Consider the following 18,323-nt stretch of genomic DNA (forward strand, 5'->3'; position numbering starts at 1 on the left):
GCCGGGGAGGCGCACGCCAGATATTCCCCATCACGTGGCGCGCGCGGGTGTCTGATCAGGCGATTTCCACCGCGACGAAGATCTGGTTGCCGCCACGATTGATCAAAACCAGCGCAGGATCGGTCTTTTCGCTGTCCAGCGCGGCCTTCAGCGCATCCGGCGAAACGGTTTCCTGCCCGCCAAGTTTCACGATCACGTCGCCGCGTTGCAGGCCAGCCTTGGCCGCCGGGCTTTCGGGCGTAAGATCGGTCACGACGACGCCGTTGACATTTTCACCCACTCCCATCTCGGCACGGGTCGTATCGGTCAGCGGTGCGACGGTTACTCCCAATGCGGTCCCCGAGATGGTTTCATCAACGGATTTGTCGATGTCTGCCGAGGCGCTTTGATGCTGGCCGATGGTCAGCTCAAGCTGTTGTTCCTTACCATCGCGCAGAACTGTCAAAGTGCTGTCAGTCCCCACCTTCGTCGTGCCGACCAACAAGGGTAGGTCGCTGCTGGAGTCGACGGTTTCATCGTTGAAGGTCAGAATGACGTCGCCCTGTTCCAGGATTCCCTGGGCCGGGCTTCCATCGACCACTTCGGAAACCAGAGCACCTTTTGAGGCATCAATTCCCATCGCTGCGGCAATTTCAGGGCTGACATTCTGGATCGAAACACCCAACCAGCCACGGCTGACCTGACCGTCATCACGCAGGTCGGCTGCGATATGTTCCACGATGTTCGAGGTTACCGCAAAGCCCAGGCCAACAGACCCGCCGCTGGGCGAATAAATCGCCGAGTTCACGCCGACAACTTCGCCTTCCATGTTGAACAGCGGTCCACCTGAGTTGCCCTTGTTAATTGCCGCATCGGTCTGGATGAACTCGGCATATGGTCCTTGAGAAATGTTACGACCCTTGGCCGAAACGATGCCCGTTGTCACGGTCGAGCTCAGGCCGAAGGGATTGCCGATTGCCACAACGTCTTCGCCCACGCGGATCACGTCGCTGTCGCCCAACTCAACGGCCTGAAGGGACTCACCCGCGTCGATCTTCAGAACTGCGATGTCCGTCAGCGGGTCGGTCCCGACAACCTCGGCGTCAAAGGTGCGATCGTCGCTCAGGCGAACGGTGACGTTGGACGCGTTGTCGACAACGTGGTGATTGGTGATGATATATCCTGCCTCATCCAGAACAAAACCTGATCCCAGACCTTGTGCCGGGCCGCGTTGCGGGGCGTTGAACCCTTCTGGCGTACCAAACCGCTTGAAAAATTCACCGAACGGGTGGCCTTCCAAATCAAAGTCCTGTCCTCTAGCCGGAACCGCGGTGGCGTCCTGTTCAGCGATAATTGTCACGACGGATGGTGACACGCTCTCAACCAGATCGGCCAGTGCTTCGTCCGCTTTCGAGGGCAAGGCAGTCGTCGCAAGCAGAGCGGCGCTCAGTGCGGTGACGCCCACCCAATTGGACGTGCGTGGCGTAAGAAGAGAGGATTTACGGATGCTCATATTGGTCTCCTGTTTGTATCACGCGGTTGCGGCCGCGCGTTACATCAGCAGATGACGTAACAGTCTTTGTGTTTCCTGTTTGAAAGATTAAGAAATCTTAATTTCGCCACATTGGGCCCGTCTTATGCGCGGGTTGGGCAGTAAGACCTCGTGCGCCCAGGCGAATCAACGGCTCGAATCACTGAATTGTTGACGCACATGCGGGCAATGCCTGAAAAGGGCTGAATTGAAACAGTTTGGTTAACAAAGGAACGGATCCACAGATCCTTTGGTAATCGCTCGTGTATTGGTTGTGACCAGGTATGGGGTTTAGTCTTTACTGGCTTCAACAAGCCTAAAAGTGACTGGTCTTTAGTTGAATAAGAGCGCTCATAATGGCGATTTTAGCGCCATTAGCACAAATTCCGGTTCCCTCAATGATTGTTTTTTCTTCGGCAGGATGTTGCGCAAAAACCATTCTGATACGTCGAAAATTTACCGTTCTTTCCAGTTTCCCGTTGTCTGATCCGGCGCGATGGGTGACGATGATCAGGCCCAAGCGAGGGGAGCCGAAGGCACTAGGGGGTGCCAACGGCCGTCACAGTCACTGGAAGCGCTGAGCGGCATGTTAACGAGGGGGTCTTGTTTAGGTTCAGCGGCGGAATAGCCAGCGTGCTACATGGCACAAATGGCCGCGCTTTCAGGATTGATGAAAAGTGGTAGTCCTGTTTTGGGCACCGGCCCGGTCTGAAAAGACCGGGCCGTGTTCTTTTCAGACGTTTCTTTTTTGGTGCCACGCATCCCAGTCTTCCGGGGTGTCCAAGTCCAACAACGCGTTTTGATCCGGTAGGGGAACAAGGCACACGCGGTCAGCATGTGCCCGGACAACGGCCTGTGCGCCTTCATCGCCCGTCAGTCTTGCAAGGTCATCAAATAGTGATCGGTGGAAAACAACCGGATGGCCGGGTTTTCCGTTAGCCGTCGCGCCGCGCCAAACCAGGTGGTCCGGATGGTGTTGAACCGTGTCGATCACTGCTTTCAGGTCACCGGGCGTGATATCGGGTAAGTCTGCCAACAAAACCATGACGGCGGTGGCTTCAGGTGGGACGTGCCGCATCGCTCCGCGCAGGCTGGCATTCATTCCTTCGACAGCATCTGGAATTTCTACCATCTGCGCGTCCAGACCTTTGATCACGTCGTAACGCGGGTGCGGCTTTGGAGGAAGGGCGACGATGGTCGGCCCGGCCTGCAGCGCCGTTTCGAGTGAGCGACGCAACAAAGGCATACCGTCAACAGCTTGCAATAGCTTGTCCTTGCCACCCATACGACGTGACTGTCCGGCGGCCAAAAGGATAATGGGTAACGGAATCATGTGGCTAGAATGCCGCTGCCGGGGACGTATGTCATCCCCGCATGCGTGCGCCATCCGCGTCAAATAGTGGTTCCGAAATCACGCGAGCCTTCCTCAACTGGCCGAGAATTTCGATCTCGACCTCCAGCCCGTCGCTGATTTCTTCGACTGGCAGGAACCCCATCGCCACCGATTTTTTGGCATAGTGTGAATATCCGCCAGATGTACAGAAGCCGACGACCTGACCGCCCAGCCAGATCGGCTCATATGCGTTTACATCTGTGTCGTCCGCGTCAACTTCAAAGGCCACAAGTCGGCGTGCCGGGCCTTCGGCACGTTCCAATTCGGTCGCCGCACGGCCGATGAAGTCAACGTTTTTCGAAAACGCAATGAAGCGGTCCAGCCCTGTTTCTGCTGCGGTGTAATCTGGTGAGTATTCGCGCATCCAGGACCCAAAGAACTTGTCCAGACGCAGGCTCATCATGGCGCGCATCCCAAAGGGCACCATGCCATGAGGCTGCCCAGCCTGCCACAAAGTCCACCAGAGTTGCCGCTGCGCCATGGAATCGCAATAGATTTCAAACCCCAAGTCGCCGGTATAACTGACCCGTTGAACGATGCAGTCTGTCATGCCGATAGTCATGCGCCGCACATCCAGAAAGCGGAGGGTTGCGACGTCGTCTCGCGTGCAGGCTGATAACACGTCGGCGGCCTTGGGACCGGCGATCTGAAACCCGTTCAAACGATCGCTGACATTTTCGATGATCACGCCGTCGGTTTGATTTTGCAGGAACCACCTCATGTGGAACGCTTGGCTGCCATAAGAGGCGGTGAGTTGAAATTCTTCGTCGCCAAGGCAGGATATGGTGAAGTCGCCAATCAGCTTGCCCTTAGACGACAGCATGGGGGTCAGTGACAATCGTCCCGGTTGTGGAATTCGCCCCGCCATGATCCGATCCAACCATGCCCGCGCATTGGCGCCAGAGATGCGGTATTTGCCGAAGTTGTGCACCTCGTTGATACCGACGCCGTTGCGGACAGCGTTGACCTCGCGGCCCGTCGCCGAGAATGCATCCGAGCGTCGGAACGAGGGGGTTTCATAGTCCGGCTCATCGCCTTGGGCGAAATAGTTGGGCACCTCCAGCCCGTTTTGCTGGCCCCAGACCGCGCCCAGATCACTGAAGATGTCGTACATCGGCGTCGTTCGGTTCGGGCGGGCGGCGGGTAGTTCCTCGTTCGGGTAGGCGACGCTGAATCGCTTCTGGTAGTTTTCGATCACCTTGGGGCGAGTGTAGCCGGGGCCGATCCAGTCGCCGAAACGTGCCACGTCCATGGCAAAGACATCGCGTTCGGGTTCGCCTTCGATCATCCATTGGGCCAGCGTCAGTCCAACGCCACCGCCCTGACTGAACCCGGCCATCACACCGCAGGCCGACCAGTAATTCCGCAGCCCCGGCACAGGTCCGACCAAAGGGTTGCCGTCTGGCGCAAAGGTAAACGGCCCATGGATCACCGATTTCACACCGGCCTCGGCCAGAACAGGAAAGCGGCGATAGGCGAATTCGATACTGTCGGTGATCTTGTCAAAGTCGTCCGGCAGGAGTTCGTGCCCAAACTCCCACGGGGTCCCATCCACGGCCCAGGGTTTGCAGGGTTGTTCATAAAACCCAATGCACAAGCCCCGACCTTCCTGCCGCAGATAGCTTTCGCCTGCGGGGTCCATCACATGCGGGTGTTCACCCCCTGCATCAATGATGGCTTCGATCTGAGGAATCGAGTCGGTGACCAGATACTGATGCTCCATCGGGTGTAGTGGGAAATACACACCTGCCATGGCGCCGACCTCGCGCGCCCAAAGACCACCGGCATTGACCACATGTTCGGCATGAATCGTGCCTTTGTCGGTGACGACATCCCAAGTTCCGTCCCGCCGTTGAAGCGTTTCATGCACCATGCAATGTGTTTCGATGGTTGCACCGCCCATGCGGGCAGCCTTGGCATAGGCATGCGTTGTTCCGGACGGGTCCAAGTGGCCATCCAGCGGATCATAAAGCGCGCCGATTATCCCATCCGTGTTGGTGATCGGAGCTATTTCCCTGATCTCTTCGGGGCCGACAATCTCGGTTTCAAGGCCCATAAAGCGGTGCTTGGCACGCTCGGCCAGCAGCATGTCGAACCGATCCTGATTGTCGGCCAGCGTAACACCGCCCACATGATGCAGGCCGCAGGACATGCCGGTGATCTCTTCCAGTTCCTTGTAAAGACGGATGGTATAGCCTTGCAGGGCGGCCATGTTGGTGTCGCCGTTGAGCGTGTGAAAACCGCCTGCCGCATGCCATGTGGAGCCGCTGGTCAGTTCGGACCGCTCCAGCAGCATCACGTCCGACCAGCCGAGTTTGGTCAGGTGGTACAGGACAGAGCACCCGACAACACCACCCCCAATGACTGCCACCTGCGTTGTCGTCTTCACGTTGCTGCCTCCATCCGGTTTCGGCCCGAGCCTGCAAGCGCAGGCTTGGGTTTACTGTTCCGTTCCCGACATGCTGTGTCGCTGGTCGCGCGTCAGAGAGGGCGGATTTTCAACTCGGTTATCCGGTTGCCCTCGCGCGCCGTGACTTCGAAGCGGAAGCCGTGGAACGAGAAAACCTGGCCCGTTACCGGGATCATCTGCGCCTCGTGAATAACCAGACCTGCGACGGTGTTGGCTTCTTCGTCGGGCAGGGACCATTCCATTGCACGGTTCACGTCGCGGATTGTCATCGCTCCTTCGACCAAAAACTGACCGTCCTCGGTTCGTGTAACGGGGACGTCCTCTTCAAGATCGAATTCGTCGGCAATTTCACCCACGATTTCTTCAAGGATATCTTCCAGTGTGATCAGACCGCGCAGCGAACCATATTCATCCACGACCAGCGCAAAATGGCTGTGCATCCGCAGGAATTCTCGCATCTGGTCGTCCAAAGTCGTTGTTTCGGGGACGAAATACGGGTCGTTGGCAACCTTTGAGATATCAAACTCTTTCAGCCGGTTTGCATCCCCTTCGCTGCTGCCTGCATGCGCATACATGGCGCGGAACAAGTCCTTGGCATGAACGACACCCACGATGTTTTCAGGCTCATCCCGGAAAACGGGCAGGCGGGTATGGGGGCTTTTCAGGCACTGCTGTAGGATAACCTCGGGCGTATCCTCTGCATCGATCATTTCAATGTTCGAGCGGTGAAGCATGATTTCTTCCACCGTTCGATCACCCAGATCCAAAGCACCCAGAATGCGGTCGCGATCTTCTTTTTCAACAACCCCTTCGGAATGGCCCAGTTGCAGCGCGCCTGCGATCTCTTCTCGTACCGCAAGGATGTTACTGTCGGGGTCGATCTGCACCCCAAACAGGCGCAAAACGCCGCGCACCAGCAAGCGCACCGCGGAAACGACCGGGGAAAACACGGTCACCACTACGCTGATCAATGGGGCCACGGCCGAGGCCGCTTTTTCTGCGTTGGTGATGGCGTAGGTCTTGGGCAGAACCTCGGCAAAGATCAGAACCAGAAGGGTCATGACCAGAGTCGCCAAAGCGACGCCGCTTTCCCCAAAGAGACGCGTGAACAAAGCGGTGGCCAAAGACGCCGCGAGGATGTTCACCAAATTGTTGCCCAGCAGGACCGAGCCGATCAGGCGTTCGTTGTCATCGGTGATGTCCAGCGCCTTTTGCGCCCCGCGTGACCCTTTGTCGGCCTGCGCCCGTAGCTTGCCGCGCGACGAGGCGGTCAACGCTGTTTCAGAACCCGAGAAAAAGCCCGAAAGGACGAGCAAAAACAGAATGGCGCCGGTCGTAAACCAGAATGCGCCGTCGATCAGAGAAGAAGAGGGTTCCATCGGTCCTTGGTTGTTCGTGTTGCTGCAATGGTTATGGGGGCGCTGCCCCTGCAGATCAAGGGGTTAGCCCTTGTCGACGGGGTCTTTGGCAAGCGGGTGATGCTCGTACACCAGTTCGGCAAGCCGTTCGTCTAGTACATGCGTGTAAATTTCCGTGGTCGCAACATCAGCGTGGCCAAGTAAGGTCTGGATCGAACGCAAATCTGCGCCGTTGGCCAACAAATGTGTTGCAAAGGCATGGCGCAACGTGTGTGGCGTGACTTTTTCGGGCGAAACGCCCCCTTGAACCGCAAGGTCCTTGATCAGTTGAAAGAACATATGCCGCGTCAGATGCCCGGATTTACCACGCGAGGGAAACAGGAATTTTGAGCGCTGAGCGCCATCTGAAACTTTTTGATCCTCGGTCTCATCCCGCACACTCAACCACGTGGCAAGCGCCTCTCGTGCGGGTGGGGACAACGGGACCATCCGCTCTTTGCCGCCCTTGCCAAGAACCAGCAGCATGCGTGGATCACCCCGTGCCGATGACACGGGTAAAGAAACCAGTTCGGTCACGCGCATTCCGGTGGCGTACAGCAATTCCATCAGGCAGGTGTTGCGCACGCGATCTGCCTTGGTGCGCCCAGTTTCGCGCGCTGCTTGCAATAACCGGTCGACTTCGGGCACGTCCAGCGTTTTTGGCAGGCGCTTTTGACGGCCCGGTCCTTTGATCTGAATTGCGGGGTTGGCCTCACGCCAGCCTTCTTCAAACGCAAATCGGTAAATCTGTTTGATAGCTGAAAGCCTGCGGGCACGGGTGGATTGGGAAAGCCCCTGCGCGTCACAGTAGATCAGGTAGCTCTCGATCTGGTTGCGGCTTGCTTCTGGAAAACCGGTTTTTCGCCGATCCAACCATTCGGCAAAGTCCTTCAGATCCCTGCCATATGCCAACAGCGTGTTCGTGGCTGCACCTAATTCGGCCGCTTGTGCCTGTAGAAACGTGGAAATCCAAAGCTCCTGAGTGGCGGGGGCGGTCATGATCAGGTGCCCTGCAGGATCAGCAGGTTCAGTGCAGCGCGTCGCGCGGTGTCCTCAAGACCCACGCGGCGCAACGTGGCAATAGCCGCCGTCAGATCAACAAGGTTCCCGCGCGAGCCATGCGCAAAAAGCTCCATTGTCTCAAGGATCGCTTCGCCCAACTGGTCATTGGACAGCAGGGCATTGATGTCCGAAGGCACTGGCGCGGCCCATGCAAACCCTTCTGCCACCGCATCCGCCAACGGAGAGGGGGACGGGGCGCGCCCGGGATCACCTTGCGCCAACGCCGCCAGAAACTGACTTTCCTCTGACTGATCGGGGGCGGAAAGGGCCGCAGTTTCGTAAAGGTCAGACAACAGCATAATCCGCCACCGCAATTGCTCGACCGCCGGGTCGTCCAATGTGACGTGAGACAACTGACCTGCGAACAGTTCCGAAAATGGCACCTCTAGCCCGACGCTGCGCATTTGCTCCCATACGATGGGCAATGCCTCTGTGATGGTGGTCGGGTCGCCCGAGTTCAACGCGGTTTCAAATTGTTGAACCGCTGTGACCCTGTCCCACACGGCACCTGAGGCCGCCGGGGATCGTTCCGTATAGAGCCCAAGTAATTGGTTCGGTGTCAGGGCGCCCACACGAGTCAGACGCTCAGCCGCTTCGATCTGTGCCTTCCAGCCTGCAACGTCGCGCAGATCGGCGTTCGCAAAGACCCGGGGCAGAGGGGCAGAGGGTAAACGCTCGCCAATGGCTTCGTACAGGCGGAAGCTCAGCGGATCAGGGTTTTCCGGCTGCGGCAAGTATTCTGCGTCTTCGAACAGTTCCGGGCTGAGAAACCGGTCAAGGACATCAAGATCCTCGGGGGACAAGACCTCTAGCGCGTGCGCGGCTTCCAGAGTGAGCGCGGCAGAGGGCCAATCCCCCCGGCGGGCTTTGCAGAAAATCTGCGCGGCATAGTCCTGTGACAAGTGGGGCTGGGCAATCAATGCGGTGCAGCTTCGGTCTTCGTCACCGGTCAGCAAGGTCGCGTCGAACCAGCGTTTGAAACGCTCGCGGCTGTTGGTCGGGCCGGCAAGCTGAACGAGAGATTGCGCCGGATCAGCCGCCCCTAGCTGCATCAGCCTGTCCAGACGTGCCAGCAATAGTGTTTCTTCGGCCTCGGGTCCGGACGGCGCGCGCGCCTCGGACAACAGCAAGGTAAACAGCAGGCGTTGCATGGCCGGGTTGTACTTGACCGGGACTCGGGCGATCAGTTCTGCCAGACGATCCGTTTCGCTGTTCTGCCAAAGACCGATGGGCAGGCCAGTTACGTTCGATGAAACAAGACCCAAGGGTTGCGACAGCGCCTCCAGACGCGTGACCTCGACCTCGGGTCCGAGGCCTGTTTGTGTCACCGGTGGTTCCAGCAAGACAGTACCCGGCAGGTTTTCGGGTGGCTCGCTCAGCCACTCAATAACAGAAAGAGGTTCCTGCTGCGCGTGGACCGAAGTGGCGAGAAACAGCGCAGCAACTGCGGCCTTATTCGACATTCAGGATTACCGGTTCTCGTATCTCTTGCTGCGGGGAGGAAAAATCCACGCCGAAGAGAGGGCCTAGATAGGCGTAGCCCACCAGCCCGATGAAACACAGGCAAACCAGATATATCAGGAACTTGATCAGACGACCCATTGCTCAACGCTGCCTCAATTTTGTGTTTTGTCCAAGTTATAACTGGCATTTTTCTTAAGATCACGTCATTCACGGTGAAATGAGCGAAATTAAGCATAACACCGTGACGTCCGAACACGATCACAGCTTCATACTGCACAAAACAGTGGTTTTGGTAGGTATGATGGGGGCTGGTAAAACAGCCGTTGGCCGTGCTTTGGCTGCAAGGCTTGGTGTTCCGTTCCTCGATAGCGATGCCGAGATCGAATCGGCGGCCAATATGACTATCCCGGAAATCTTTGAACGCGACGGTGAGCCGTTTTTTCGTGCGAAGGAAAGTCAGGTCATTGGGCGGCTTCTGGACGAAGAAAAAGGTGTTCTGTCCACCGGCGGCGGGGCGTTTTTGGCCGGTCAGAATCGCCAGATGATTACCGATCGCGGGGTTTCTGTCTGGTTAAAGGCCGATTTGAACGTGCTGTGGAATCGGGTCAAGCACAAGGACACGCGGCCCTTGCTGCGCACAGCGGACCCTCATGCGACGTTGCGCGCCTTGTATGAGGAACGTGTGCCGGTCTATTCGCAAGCCGACCTCTCGGTGACTTCTGACGGAGAGACGTCGATAGAAAATATGGTGGACAGGGTCGTCGATGCCTTGATGACGCGCCCGGATGTTTTGGAACGGAATTAATGCACCAAACCGTACATGTAGAGCTGGGTGAGCGATCCTACGATGTAGAGATCGGGCCTGATTTGCTGGGCCAGTCAGGAAAGATGATCGCACCTTTGCTCAACCGTCCCAAAGTTGCGGTTCTGACGGACGAAAACGTCGCAGCTTTGCATCTGGACGCGCTGCGCGAAGGTCTTGCCACCGCAGGAATTGAGATGTCGGCGCTGGCTTTGCCTGCCGGAGAAGCCACCAAAAGCTGGCAGCATTTTGAGCGCGCGGTCGAATGGCTGCTAGCCGAAAAAGTCGAACGCCGCGATGTTGTCGTGGCCCTTGGGGGCGGCGTCATTGGCGATCTTGCAGGCTTTGCCGCCGCCGTTTTGCGGCGCGGCGTTCGGTTCGTGCAAATCCCGACCTCTTTGCTGGCACAAGTGGACAGTTCGGTTGGGGGAAAAACCGGGATCAACGCGCCACAGGGGAAAAACCTGATTGGGGCTTTTCACCAACCCTCGCTGGTTCTGGCTGATACCTCGGTATTGGGTACAATGACCCAGAGGGATTTTCTGTCAGGCTATGGTGAGGTCGTAAAATACGGTCTGCTGGGCGATGCCGCGTTCTTTGAGTGGCTCGAGGCCAACGGCACCGATGTATCGGGCGGCGACATGGCAGCGCGCGTCCGGGCCGTGACGCGATCGGTTCAGATGAAGGCCGATATCGTCGCGCGCGATGAAACCGAACAGGGCGATCGCGCGTTGCTGAACCTTGGCCATACGTTCTGTCATGCGTTGGAGGCCGCAACCGGCTATTCGGACCGCTTGCTGCATGGCGAGGGTGTAGCCATTGGCTGCGCGCTTGCGTTTGAGCTGTCGTCGCGCCTTGGTTTGTGCGCGCAAGAAGACCCCAGCCGCGTTCGCGCGCACCTGCGTCAGATGGGAATGAAGACGGACCTTGCCGACATTCCGGGCGATCTTCCGGGGGCAGAGGCATTGGTCGATCTGATGGCGCAGGACAAAAAGGTTATCGACGGGCAGTTGCGCTTTATTCTGGCACGAGGAATCGGTCAGGCATTCGTAACCTCGGATGTCCCGCGCGAAGCTGTCTTGTCGGTGCTCGAGGACGCTCTGGCCGCCGCTTGATTAGCGTCCCCGGATGACCATCAACTCACCGATGTTTTCGCGCGTAATGTAGCCCACCATGTGACCGGCCTTGGTACAAACCGCTATGGCCGGCGCGCCTTTGTGCAGACGTTCCAGAACTGTCTCCAACCCGCGGGTGAGTTCTACCTGCGGAATATCGGCCTCCATTATGGAAGTGGCGAGGTCTGATCGCGGAGTTTCCGCAGCCAGAGCCGCAAACAGGCGGTTGCGGGTCACGAAACCCTTTAGCGTTCCGTCTGCGTCCAACACTGGGAATTCATGCTGTGTGGTATGAATAACGGCTTGGGCGGCCGTCGCTAGAGTGTCTGATGGCGACAGCGATTGGTATTCGGTGATCATCGCATCGCGCGCCATAACCCGCCGCGCGACAGACCGCATGGCCACGTCCTGACTCTCTGCGTTGGCTGCAACGAAGACAAACACAGCGATCAGAACCAGCAGTGGATTGCCCGTGCTGAGACCAAGAAAGCCAAAGCCCACAGCGACCGCTTGTCCGGCAAGCGCCGCGACCCGCGTTGCCTTGACGCGATCCATTCTAAGGCAAAGCAAGGCGCGAAATACTCGTCCACCGTCCATTGGAAAGGCCGGTATCATGTTGAAGGCGGCCAACAGCAGATTGACATAGGCCAACCGGTTCAAAAGGCCGGGGGCCGTGCTGTCGATTTGCGTCATCGTTTCCCAAGGCATTCCGGCCCCGAACGCAATCAGAATGATCCAGATGACGATGTTTACCGCAGGGCCAGCAAGGGCGACCCAGACTTCCTGCATTGGCTTCTCCGGCATTCGTTCCAGCCGAGCCAGCCCGCCAATTGGCAAAAGGGTAATGTCAGGAGTCCTGATCCCGTAACGCCGAGCCATCAGCGCATGGCCGAATTCATGCGCCAATACACAGGCAAACAGGGCGAGTACGAAGATCAGGTTCTCGACGACCGCCGACATGCCGCCGTTGGAGTATGCCGCAAAGCCGACCCAGGCCAGCAGCAGAAAAAAAGTGACATGGACCCTCAGTTCCGACCCAAATAACCGGCCGAGTGAGAAGGACCATGTCATCACCAATCTCCGTTTTGCTTAGAACGGAATCTCGTCGTCGTCGATTCCGCCGGATGCAGGGGCAGGGGATCCAGAGGGCGCGCCGTAGGGGTCGCCGTAACCGCCGCCGGCCTGACCGCCGCCATAGCCGCCAGACTGGCCTCCGCCGTAACCGCCGGACTGTCCGCCGCCGTCGCCACGACTATCCAGCAACGTCAGTTCGCCGCGATAGGGGCGCAAAACAACTTCTGTCGTATATCGGTCTTGGCCGGACTGGTCCTGCCATTTACGTGTTTCCAACTGGCCTTCGATATAAACCTTGCTGCCTTTGCGCAGGTACTGTTCAGCAATGCGGGCCAGAGGTTCCGAAAAGATCGCGACCGAGTGCCACTGTGTCCGGTCACGCCGTTCGCCGGTGTTGCGGTCCTTCCACGTTTCCGACGTGGCAAGGCGCAGGTTGCACACCTTGCCGCCGTTCTGAAACGACCGGACCTCGGGGTCTGCGCCCAGATTTCCGACCAGAATGACCTTGTTTACTGAACCCGCCATGTATGTCCTCGTTCTTGTCTGACTGGATCGCGCCCGAATCTGGCGCTTGTGTTCTGCTGCCGACCCTATACGGCCTGCGGCGTGGTTAAAACATAGTTGATGAAGACCGCACCGAGCAGCAAATCACTCAGAAAATTTTTACCAAGCTTTCATTTTTTACTGAAATATCTATACTCAATCGGGTTCGTGGACGAGCGGGATTGGCATTAATGCGTTTTCTGGTTGGTTGGTTTTTAGGGTTTTGCCTTGCGCTGGTTTCAGTTCCGGCTGCGGCTCAGACATTGTCTACCAAAAGCCGCAAGGACATTTTTCTGAAGCAGGCCAAGATATTGGATACCCGTGCGGCAACCCAGTATCGCGATTCCGAACGGCTGAAGCCCAAGAGAAAAACAGCTTCGGGGACGTTCAACAAGCGCTATAACGGTAAGTACCGCGGCCAATACCTGTCCTTGGCACGCCAAGCGGCCCGCAAGCACAATGTGCCTGAAGATCTATTTCTTCGACTTGTTCAGCAGGAAAGTGGCTGGAACCCCCATGCCGTATCGCACAAGGGCGCGCTGGGTCTTGCGCAGTTGATGCCCGGTACTGCGCAGCTTTTGGGTGTGAATCCGCATGATCCCAAACAGAACCTTGAAGGTGGTGCGCGTTACTTGTCGTGGCAATACCGCAAGTTCAAATCGTGGCGCTTGGCTTTGGCGGCCTATAACGCGGGGCCAAAGGCGGTTGAAAAGCACGGCGGTGTTCCGCCGTACAAAGAAACCCAGAACTACGTAAAGGTCATCTGGGGCGGGTAATTCAAACGATCCAGGGATAAAAGAACCGGCACTATGACCGGTTCCGTCGCTATGATCGTTTATTCCGCCGCAATTTTGATGACGGGCTCCATCCGCGCCAAAATATCATCAGCCAAATGGCATTTTATCTGATGGCCGTCGGCAAGGGCTTTGACGGGCGGCACGTCATGCTCACACCGTCCGTCCGGTACCTCGGATTTCCAGCGGCAACGCGTCTGGAAAGGGCAGCCGGGTGGCGGGCTCATTGCGGACGGAATGTCGCCTTCAAGAACGATATGCTGTTTTTCGATCGACGTATCAGCGATCGGGACAGCACTCAGCAGGGCCTCGGTATATGGGTGATACGGAGGTGAGAACACCTGGTCCGTCGTCCCCAACTCGACCACATGACCCAGATACATCACCATCACTCGGTCACTCAGGTATCGCACAATAGACAGGTCATGGCTGATGAACAAAAGCGTGGTTTTGTGTTCTCGTTGAATCTCCATCAGCAGATCCGTGACCGCTGCCTGCACCGATACATCCAGCGCTGAGACCGGTTCGTCCGCAACCACGATCCGCGCGTCTCCGGCAAAGGCGCGGGCGATACCGACACGCTGCTTCTGCCCACCTGACAATTGCCGCGGCATTCGATCGGCAAAGGCGCGTGGAAGCTTCACCAGGTCCAAAAGCTCCAGCATCCGCTTTTTGCGTTCAGCCTCAGAGTTCCCAACGCCGAAGATCTCCAGCGCCCGAATGATCTGACGGCCGACGGTCATGGATGGGTTCAGCGTGTCAAACGGGTTCTGGAATACCATTTGCACTTCACCCACGGTCTTGGCGTCGCGCTCCTCGATCGGCACAGCTTCGATGTTGCGATTATCCAGCAAAATCTGACCATCGGTCGCTGTTTCCAGCCCCATCAGAACCTTGGCAAATGTGGATTTGCCACAGCCAGACTCACCCACGATGGCCAAGGTCTCAGACTCATGAGCCTCAAAACTCAGGGTTTCATTGGCTTTTACAACTTTCTTTTCACCGCCACCGAATAGGGCATTTGCGGCCACCTCATAGTATTTCTTGAGGTTGTCCATCTTCAGAACAGTACGGCCGATTTCCGCTTTTTCCTTCTGCTCAGACACAGTGATCGGTGCGTTCCAGTCGATTTCCTTGAATTTCAGGCACCGCGTATGGTGGCGGTCATTGCCCGGAACGGCTTCCATTAGAATGTTCTGCGCGTTACACCGGCCTTCCTCGAAATAGTCACAACGCGGCCCGAAATTACACCCCGGCGGGCGTTCGTGCGGCAAAGGAAAGTTTCCCGGAATTGCCACCAGAGGCCGCGCGTTCTTGTCAGCCCCGGGCAGGGGGATCGAGCGGAACAGCGCCTGTGTGTATGGGTGCTGCATTTCGTCGAACACGTCATGGATCGAACCACGCTCAACAGCCTCACCGGAATACATCACGCAAAGCCGGTCGCAGGTCTCTAGCACCAGCCCCAGATTGTGCGAGATGAACAGCATCGAAGTGCCGTATTTCTTGCCCAAGTCCTTGACCAGCTCGACCACGGCAGCCTCGACCGTCACATCCAGCGCCGTTGTCGGCTCGTCCAGTATCAAAAGCGCGGGCTTCGACATCAGCGCCATAGCGATCACAATCCGCTGCTGCTGCCCCCCCGACAACTGATGTGGGAATGAGTTCAGCATCCGCTCAGGGTCGGGCAGGCGTACATCTGTAACCACCTCCAGAGCGCGCGCATAGGCTTCTTCCGCACCGACGCCTTCATGGATCATCGGCACTTCCATAAGCTGCTTGCCGATCTTCATGGCAGGATTCAGCGATGCCATCGGCTCCTGATAGATCATCGCGATCTCATTGCCGCGAATATCGCGTAGCTCGTCCGACGTCATCTCGGCTAGATCGCGCCCTTTGAACTTGATGGTACCGCCGACAATGCGCCCGTTCTTGCCAAGGTCCTGCATTACCCCCAGCGCGACAGTGGACTTGCCACAGCCGGATTCACCGACCAGTCCGACAGCCTCCCCGGGCTGGACGCTGACCGAAAAATCCATAACGGCCGGAATTTCCCGCAAACGGGTAAAAAACGAAATCGACAGCTTGTCGATCTCAAGAATTGGCCCGTCATAATCCGCCAGTTTGTTCATCTTGCTTACTCCTCGCGAGAGTCAGGGGATCCCCTTCATCTGGCTAAAAATATCCTGGGGGTCCGGGGGCAAAGCCCCCGGCCTTCGATCACAATCAGTCCTTCAGACTTTCTTCGCGCAGACCATCCGCCAACAGGTTCAGTCCCAGAACCAAAGACAACAGGGCCAAGGCAGGCGGCAGGGCGGGGTGCAGATAGATCGACAACAGCTTACGCCCTTCGTTGATCGTTGATCCCCAATCCGGGCTTTCCGGCGGCAATCCCAGCCCAAAGAAACCCAAAGTCCCCAAAAGGATGGTGGTATAACCAATCCGCAGACAGAAATCGACGATCAGCGGACCCCGCGCGTTTGGCAGAATTTCCCACAGCATGATATACCACGGCCCTTCACCGCGTGTCTGAGCTGCGGCGACATAGTCGCGGGTTTTGATGTCCATCGCCAAACCGCGCACGATACGGAACACGGTTGGTGAGTTTACAAAAACCACCGACACAAAGACGACTAAAATCCCTCCGGGCACATCAAAAAGGTCCAGATAGGTGGGCAGTCCCCAAATGCTGTAGTTGTCCGTGTTTACGATGTAGCCATTCGTCGAGATCAGCGACAGATACAGCCACAGCGCAACACCCAGAACACCAATCAATAGCGGTGTGCGGAACGTCGGCCTTGTGTAATAGCGCGAGTTCAGAAGCACACCAAGGAAGATGATTGGGAAGATGAACAGGATAGCGGCCATATAGTTCGGCACACCTGTTGCCACGATCTCGGGCGTCACAAGCAAGTAGAACAGCAGGATCACCGGGAAGGCCAGGATCAGGTTCGCCAGGAACGACAGCAGCGTGTCCAGACGACCACCGTAGTAACCGGCAGGCAGGCCCAGCGTGATCCCGACCATGAAGGCAAACATCGTTGCCAGCGGCGCAATCTGAACAACGATCCACGCCCCTTTGACCATACGGCTGAACACGTCCCGGGCAAGATTGTCGCCCCCTAGCAGATACCAGGCGTACTCCCCGTCTTCTATACTGGGCAGAGGTGTCCCGGGTACTTTGTTTTTCATCCCCGAAACCTGCGAGAGCGGGTCGTGTGTCACGATCAGGTCAAGCGCGCCAAAGATGCCGGTAAACACCCAGAACATCACAAGCCCAAAGCCGATCATACCAATCGGGCTGTCAAACAGTTTACCGTACAGACCCAGCTTACGTTTGAATGCAATCGACATGGCGTAGAGAAGGACCAGCGACAACCAGACAGGCAGGAATTGTTGGGCCATGGCCCCGATGATACCGGCGCTTGTTCCCATGAGGACGCCCAGAACGATATAGGCAACGCCCAGCCCGACGCTTGCCAGAAAGCTAAAGCGCAGCACGGTTTGAATGAGGTTTCTCACACCCGATCCAGACGTCAGCGTCCCATCTGGGTTCACGGTCATCTGGGGTTCCGGCAGGATGATGCTGGCCAGTATCCAGGCCAAGATCGAAATAACCATCAGCGCCAAGGCTATGGCCAGTAACGGGTTCAGGAAGGCGATAGAGCCGGTCCAGGTAAGTGGTTCCATGATCTATCCCTCCTTACGAAATGCGGATGCGCGGGTTGAGGTAGACATAGCCGATATCCGAGATCAGCTGCGTCACCAGCACCACAAAGACCGACACGACCGATATCGCCAGCAAGAGCTGGATGTCGTTATTCCCCGCCGCCTGCACCAGCGCCCAGCCAAAGCCCTTGTAGTTGAACAGGGTCTCGACGATTACCACGCCATTCAGCAGCCATGGGAACTGCAGCATGATGACGGTGAACGGCGCGATAAGCGCGTTGCGCAGTGCGTGTTTCATAACGATGTTCGGGAACGAGACACCTTTCAGGCGCGCGGTTCGGATGTATTGCGCCGTCATCACCTCGGTCATCGAGGCGCGGGTCATGCGGGCAATGTAACCCATCCCGTATAGGGCAATGGTCAACACCGGTAGGAAAAAGTTCTCGAACGTTGGATTTTCCATCGCTTGCGTGGCGGTCCCTTTGAACCATTTCAGCCCGACGGCAGACGAGGTGAAGATCGCGATGAAGATAACACCAGACACATATTCCGGCGTTGCCGTGGTGGTGATCGCAAAGGTCGAAAGGGTCCGGTCGGTGGCTGACCCTTCTTTCATGCCCGCCAGAATTCCAAGGATCAAAGCGGATGGAACCATCAACAGCATGACCCAGAACATCAGACGTCCCGTAAGCGCAAGCCGGTTACCAACAACAGTTGAGACTTCTTCCTTGAAGACCGTCGAATATCCCCAATACCCCTGCAAAATCCCGCAGAAATTCGGAGATTCTTCGGCTGTTTTGCCGGGCAGGATACATCTGCCTTGCACCGTGCCGTCTTCGTTCGTGTGTCTGTAAGAAGGCAAAACACCCAGCCATTCGCCGTACTTTATGGGCGTTGGCTGAAGGTATCCGCCTTTTTCCAGAAAGCTTTCGACTTGCTCGTCCGACATCCTGAAATTGCCCTGCGTCTTCGCAAGCTTTTCAAGGTTCGGGTAGAGGTTGGTCAGAAAGAAGACCAGGAAGGTAAGGCACAGTGCGGTCAACAGCATAATGCCGACGCGCCTTAGTATGAAAAGTCCCATGGTAGCCCCTGT

General features: G+C 57.1%; 15 protein-coding genes. 3 read left to right on the top strand and 12 right to left on the bottom strand.

Going from position 1 to position 18,323, the window contains the following annotated elements:
- Nucleotides 1-55 precede the first annotated feature (55 nt).
- The 7 genes from GOX73_RS02950 to GOX73_RS02980 form a co-directional block, all read right to left on the bottom strand.
- Complete coding sequence (locus GOX73_RS02950) at nucleotides 56-1,492, bottom strand: Do family serine endopeptidase (protein ID WP_171123029.1); 1,437 nt, start codon at nucleotides 1,490-1,492, stop codon at nucleotides 56-58.
- 751 nt (nucleotides 1,493-2,243) lie between these two features.
- Complete coding sequence (locus GOX73_RS02955) at nucleotides 2,244-2,843, bottom strand: NTP transferase domain-containing protein (RefSeq protein WP_171134779.1); 600 nt, start codon at nucleotides 2,841-2,843, stop codon at nucleotides 2,244-2,246.
- A 31-nt stretch (nucleotides 2,844-2,874) separates the two neighbouring features.
- Nucleotides 2,875-5,292, bottom strand: coding sequence for an FAD-dependent oxidoreductase (locus GOX73_RS02960; protein ID WP_171123033.1), 2,418 nt, complete (start codon nucleotides 5,290-5,292; stop codon nucleotides 2,875-2,877).
- A gap of 92 nt (nucleotides 5,293-5,384) precedes the next feature.
- On the bottom strand, nucleotides 5,385-6,692 hold the full coding sequence (locus GOX73_RS02965; protein WP_171121201.1) for an HlyC/CorC family transporter: 1,308 nt from the start codon (nucleotides 6,690-6,692) through the stop codon (nucleotides 5,385-5,387).
- A 63-nt stretch (nucleotides 6,693-6,755) separates the two neighbouring features.
- The gene (locus GOX73_RS02970) at nucleotides 6,756-7,709 is read right to left on the bottom strand and encodes a site-specific tyrosine recombinase XerD (protein ID WP_171123035.1); all 954 of its coding nucleotides are present in this window, start codon (nucleotides 7,707-7,709) and stop codon (nucleotides 6,756-6,758) included.
- Nucleotides 7,710-7,711: 2 nt separating this feature from the next.
- Nucleotides 7,712-9,235 carry a hypothetical protein gene (locus GOX73_RS02975; protein WP_171134780.1) on the bottom strand — a complete coding sequence of 508 codons (1,524 nt, stop codon included), beginning with the start codon at nucleotides 9,233-9,235 and terminating at the stop codon, nucleotides 7,712-7,714.
- Complete coding sequence (locus GOX73_RS02980) at nucleotides 9,225-9,374, bottom strand: hypothetical protein (protein WP_171121204.1); 150 nt, start codon at nucleotides 9,372-9,374, stop codon at nucleotides 9,225-9,227. The genes GOX73_RS02975 and GOX73_RS02980 overlap by 11 nt, the downstream gene beginning before the upstream one ends.
- Before the next feature lie 79 nt (nucleotides 9,375-9,453).
- On the opposite strand from GOX73_RS02980, the gene GOX73_RS02985 reads away from it, so the two are divergent.
- Complete coding sequence (locus GOX73_RS02985; RefSeq protein WP_171121205.1) at nucleotides 9,454-10,041, top strand: shikimate kinase; 588 nt, start codon at nucleotides 9,454-9,456, stop codon at nucleotides 10,039-10,041.
- Nucleotides 10,041-11,153, top strand: a complete 1,113-nt coding sequence (aroB, locus tag GOX73_RS02990; RefSeq protein ID WP_171123039.1) for a 3-dehydroquinate synthase — start codon at nucleotides 10,041-10,043, stop codon at nucleotides 11,151-11,153. The genes GOX73_RS02985 and aroB overlap by 1 nt, the downstream gene beginning before the upstream one ends.
- Here the strand turns inward: aroB and GOX73_RS02995 are convergent, their stop codons facing one another.
- Nucleotides 11,154-12,224, bottom strand: a complete 1,071-nt coding sequence (locus GOX73_RS02995; protein ID WP_171123041.1) for a site-2 protease family protein — start codon at nucleotides 12,222-12,224, stop codon at nucleotides 11,154-11,156. It abuts the gene before it with no gap.
- An 18-nt stretch (nucleotides 12,225-12,242) separates the two neighbouring features.
- Nucleotides 12,243-12,752 carry a single-stranded DNA-binding protein gene (gene ssb / locus GOX73_RS03000; RefSeq protein WP_171123044.1) on the bottom strand — a complete coding sequence of 170 codons (510 nt, stop codon included), beginning with the start codon at nucleotides 12,750-12,752 and terminating at the stop codon, nucleotides 12,243-12,245.
- Between the two features lie 209 nt (nucleotides 12,753-12,961).
- Here ssb and GOX73_RS03005 point away from each other — a divergent pair, with 209 nt between their 5' ends.
- Nucleotides 12,962-13,546, top strand: coding sequence for a lytic transglycosylase domain-containing protein (locus GOX73_RS03005; protein ID WP_171123046.1), 585 nt, complete (start codon nucleotides 12,962-12,964; stop codon nucleotides 13,544-13,546).
- A 59-nt stretch (nucleotides 13,547-13,605) separates the two neighbouring features.
- Here the strand turns inward: GOX73_RS03005 and GOX73_RS03010 are convergent, their stop codons facing one another.
- From GOX73_RS03010 to GOX73_RS03020, 3 genes are all read right to left on the bottom strand, one after another.
- The gene (locus GOX73_RS03010; RefSeq protein ID WP_171123048.1) at nucleotides 13,606-15,693 is read right to left on the bottom strand and encodes an ABC transporter ATP-binding protein; all 2,088 of its coding nucleotides are present in this window, start codon (nucleotides 15,691-15,693) and stop codon (nucleotides 13,606-13,608) included.
- Nucleotides 15,694-15,787: 94 nt separating this feature from the next.
- On the bottom strand, nucleotides 15,788-17,251 hold the full coding sequence (locus tag GOX73_RS03015; protein WP_171121211.1) for an ABC transporter permease: 1,464 nt from the start codon (nucleotides 17,249-17,251) through the stop codon (nucleotides 15,788-15,790).
- A gap of 13 nt (nucleotides 17,252-17,264) precedes the next feature.
- Nucleotides 17,265-18,311, bottom strand: coding sequence for an ABC transporter permease (locus tag GOX73_RS03020; RefSeq protein WP_171121212.1), 1,047 nt, complete (start codon nucleotides 18,309-18,311; stop codon nucleotides 17,265-17,267).
- Between the last annotated feature and the right edge of the window lie 12 nt (nucleotides 18,312-18,323).

Source organism: Ruegeria sp. HKCCD7221 (assembly GCF_013031225.1).
In the GTDB taxonomy this organism is placed as follows: Bacteria; Pseudomonadota; Alphaproteobacteria; order Rhodobacterales; family Rhodobacteraceae; genus Ruegeria.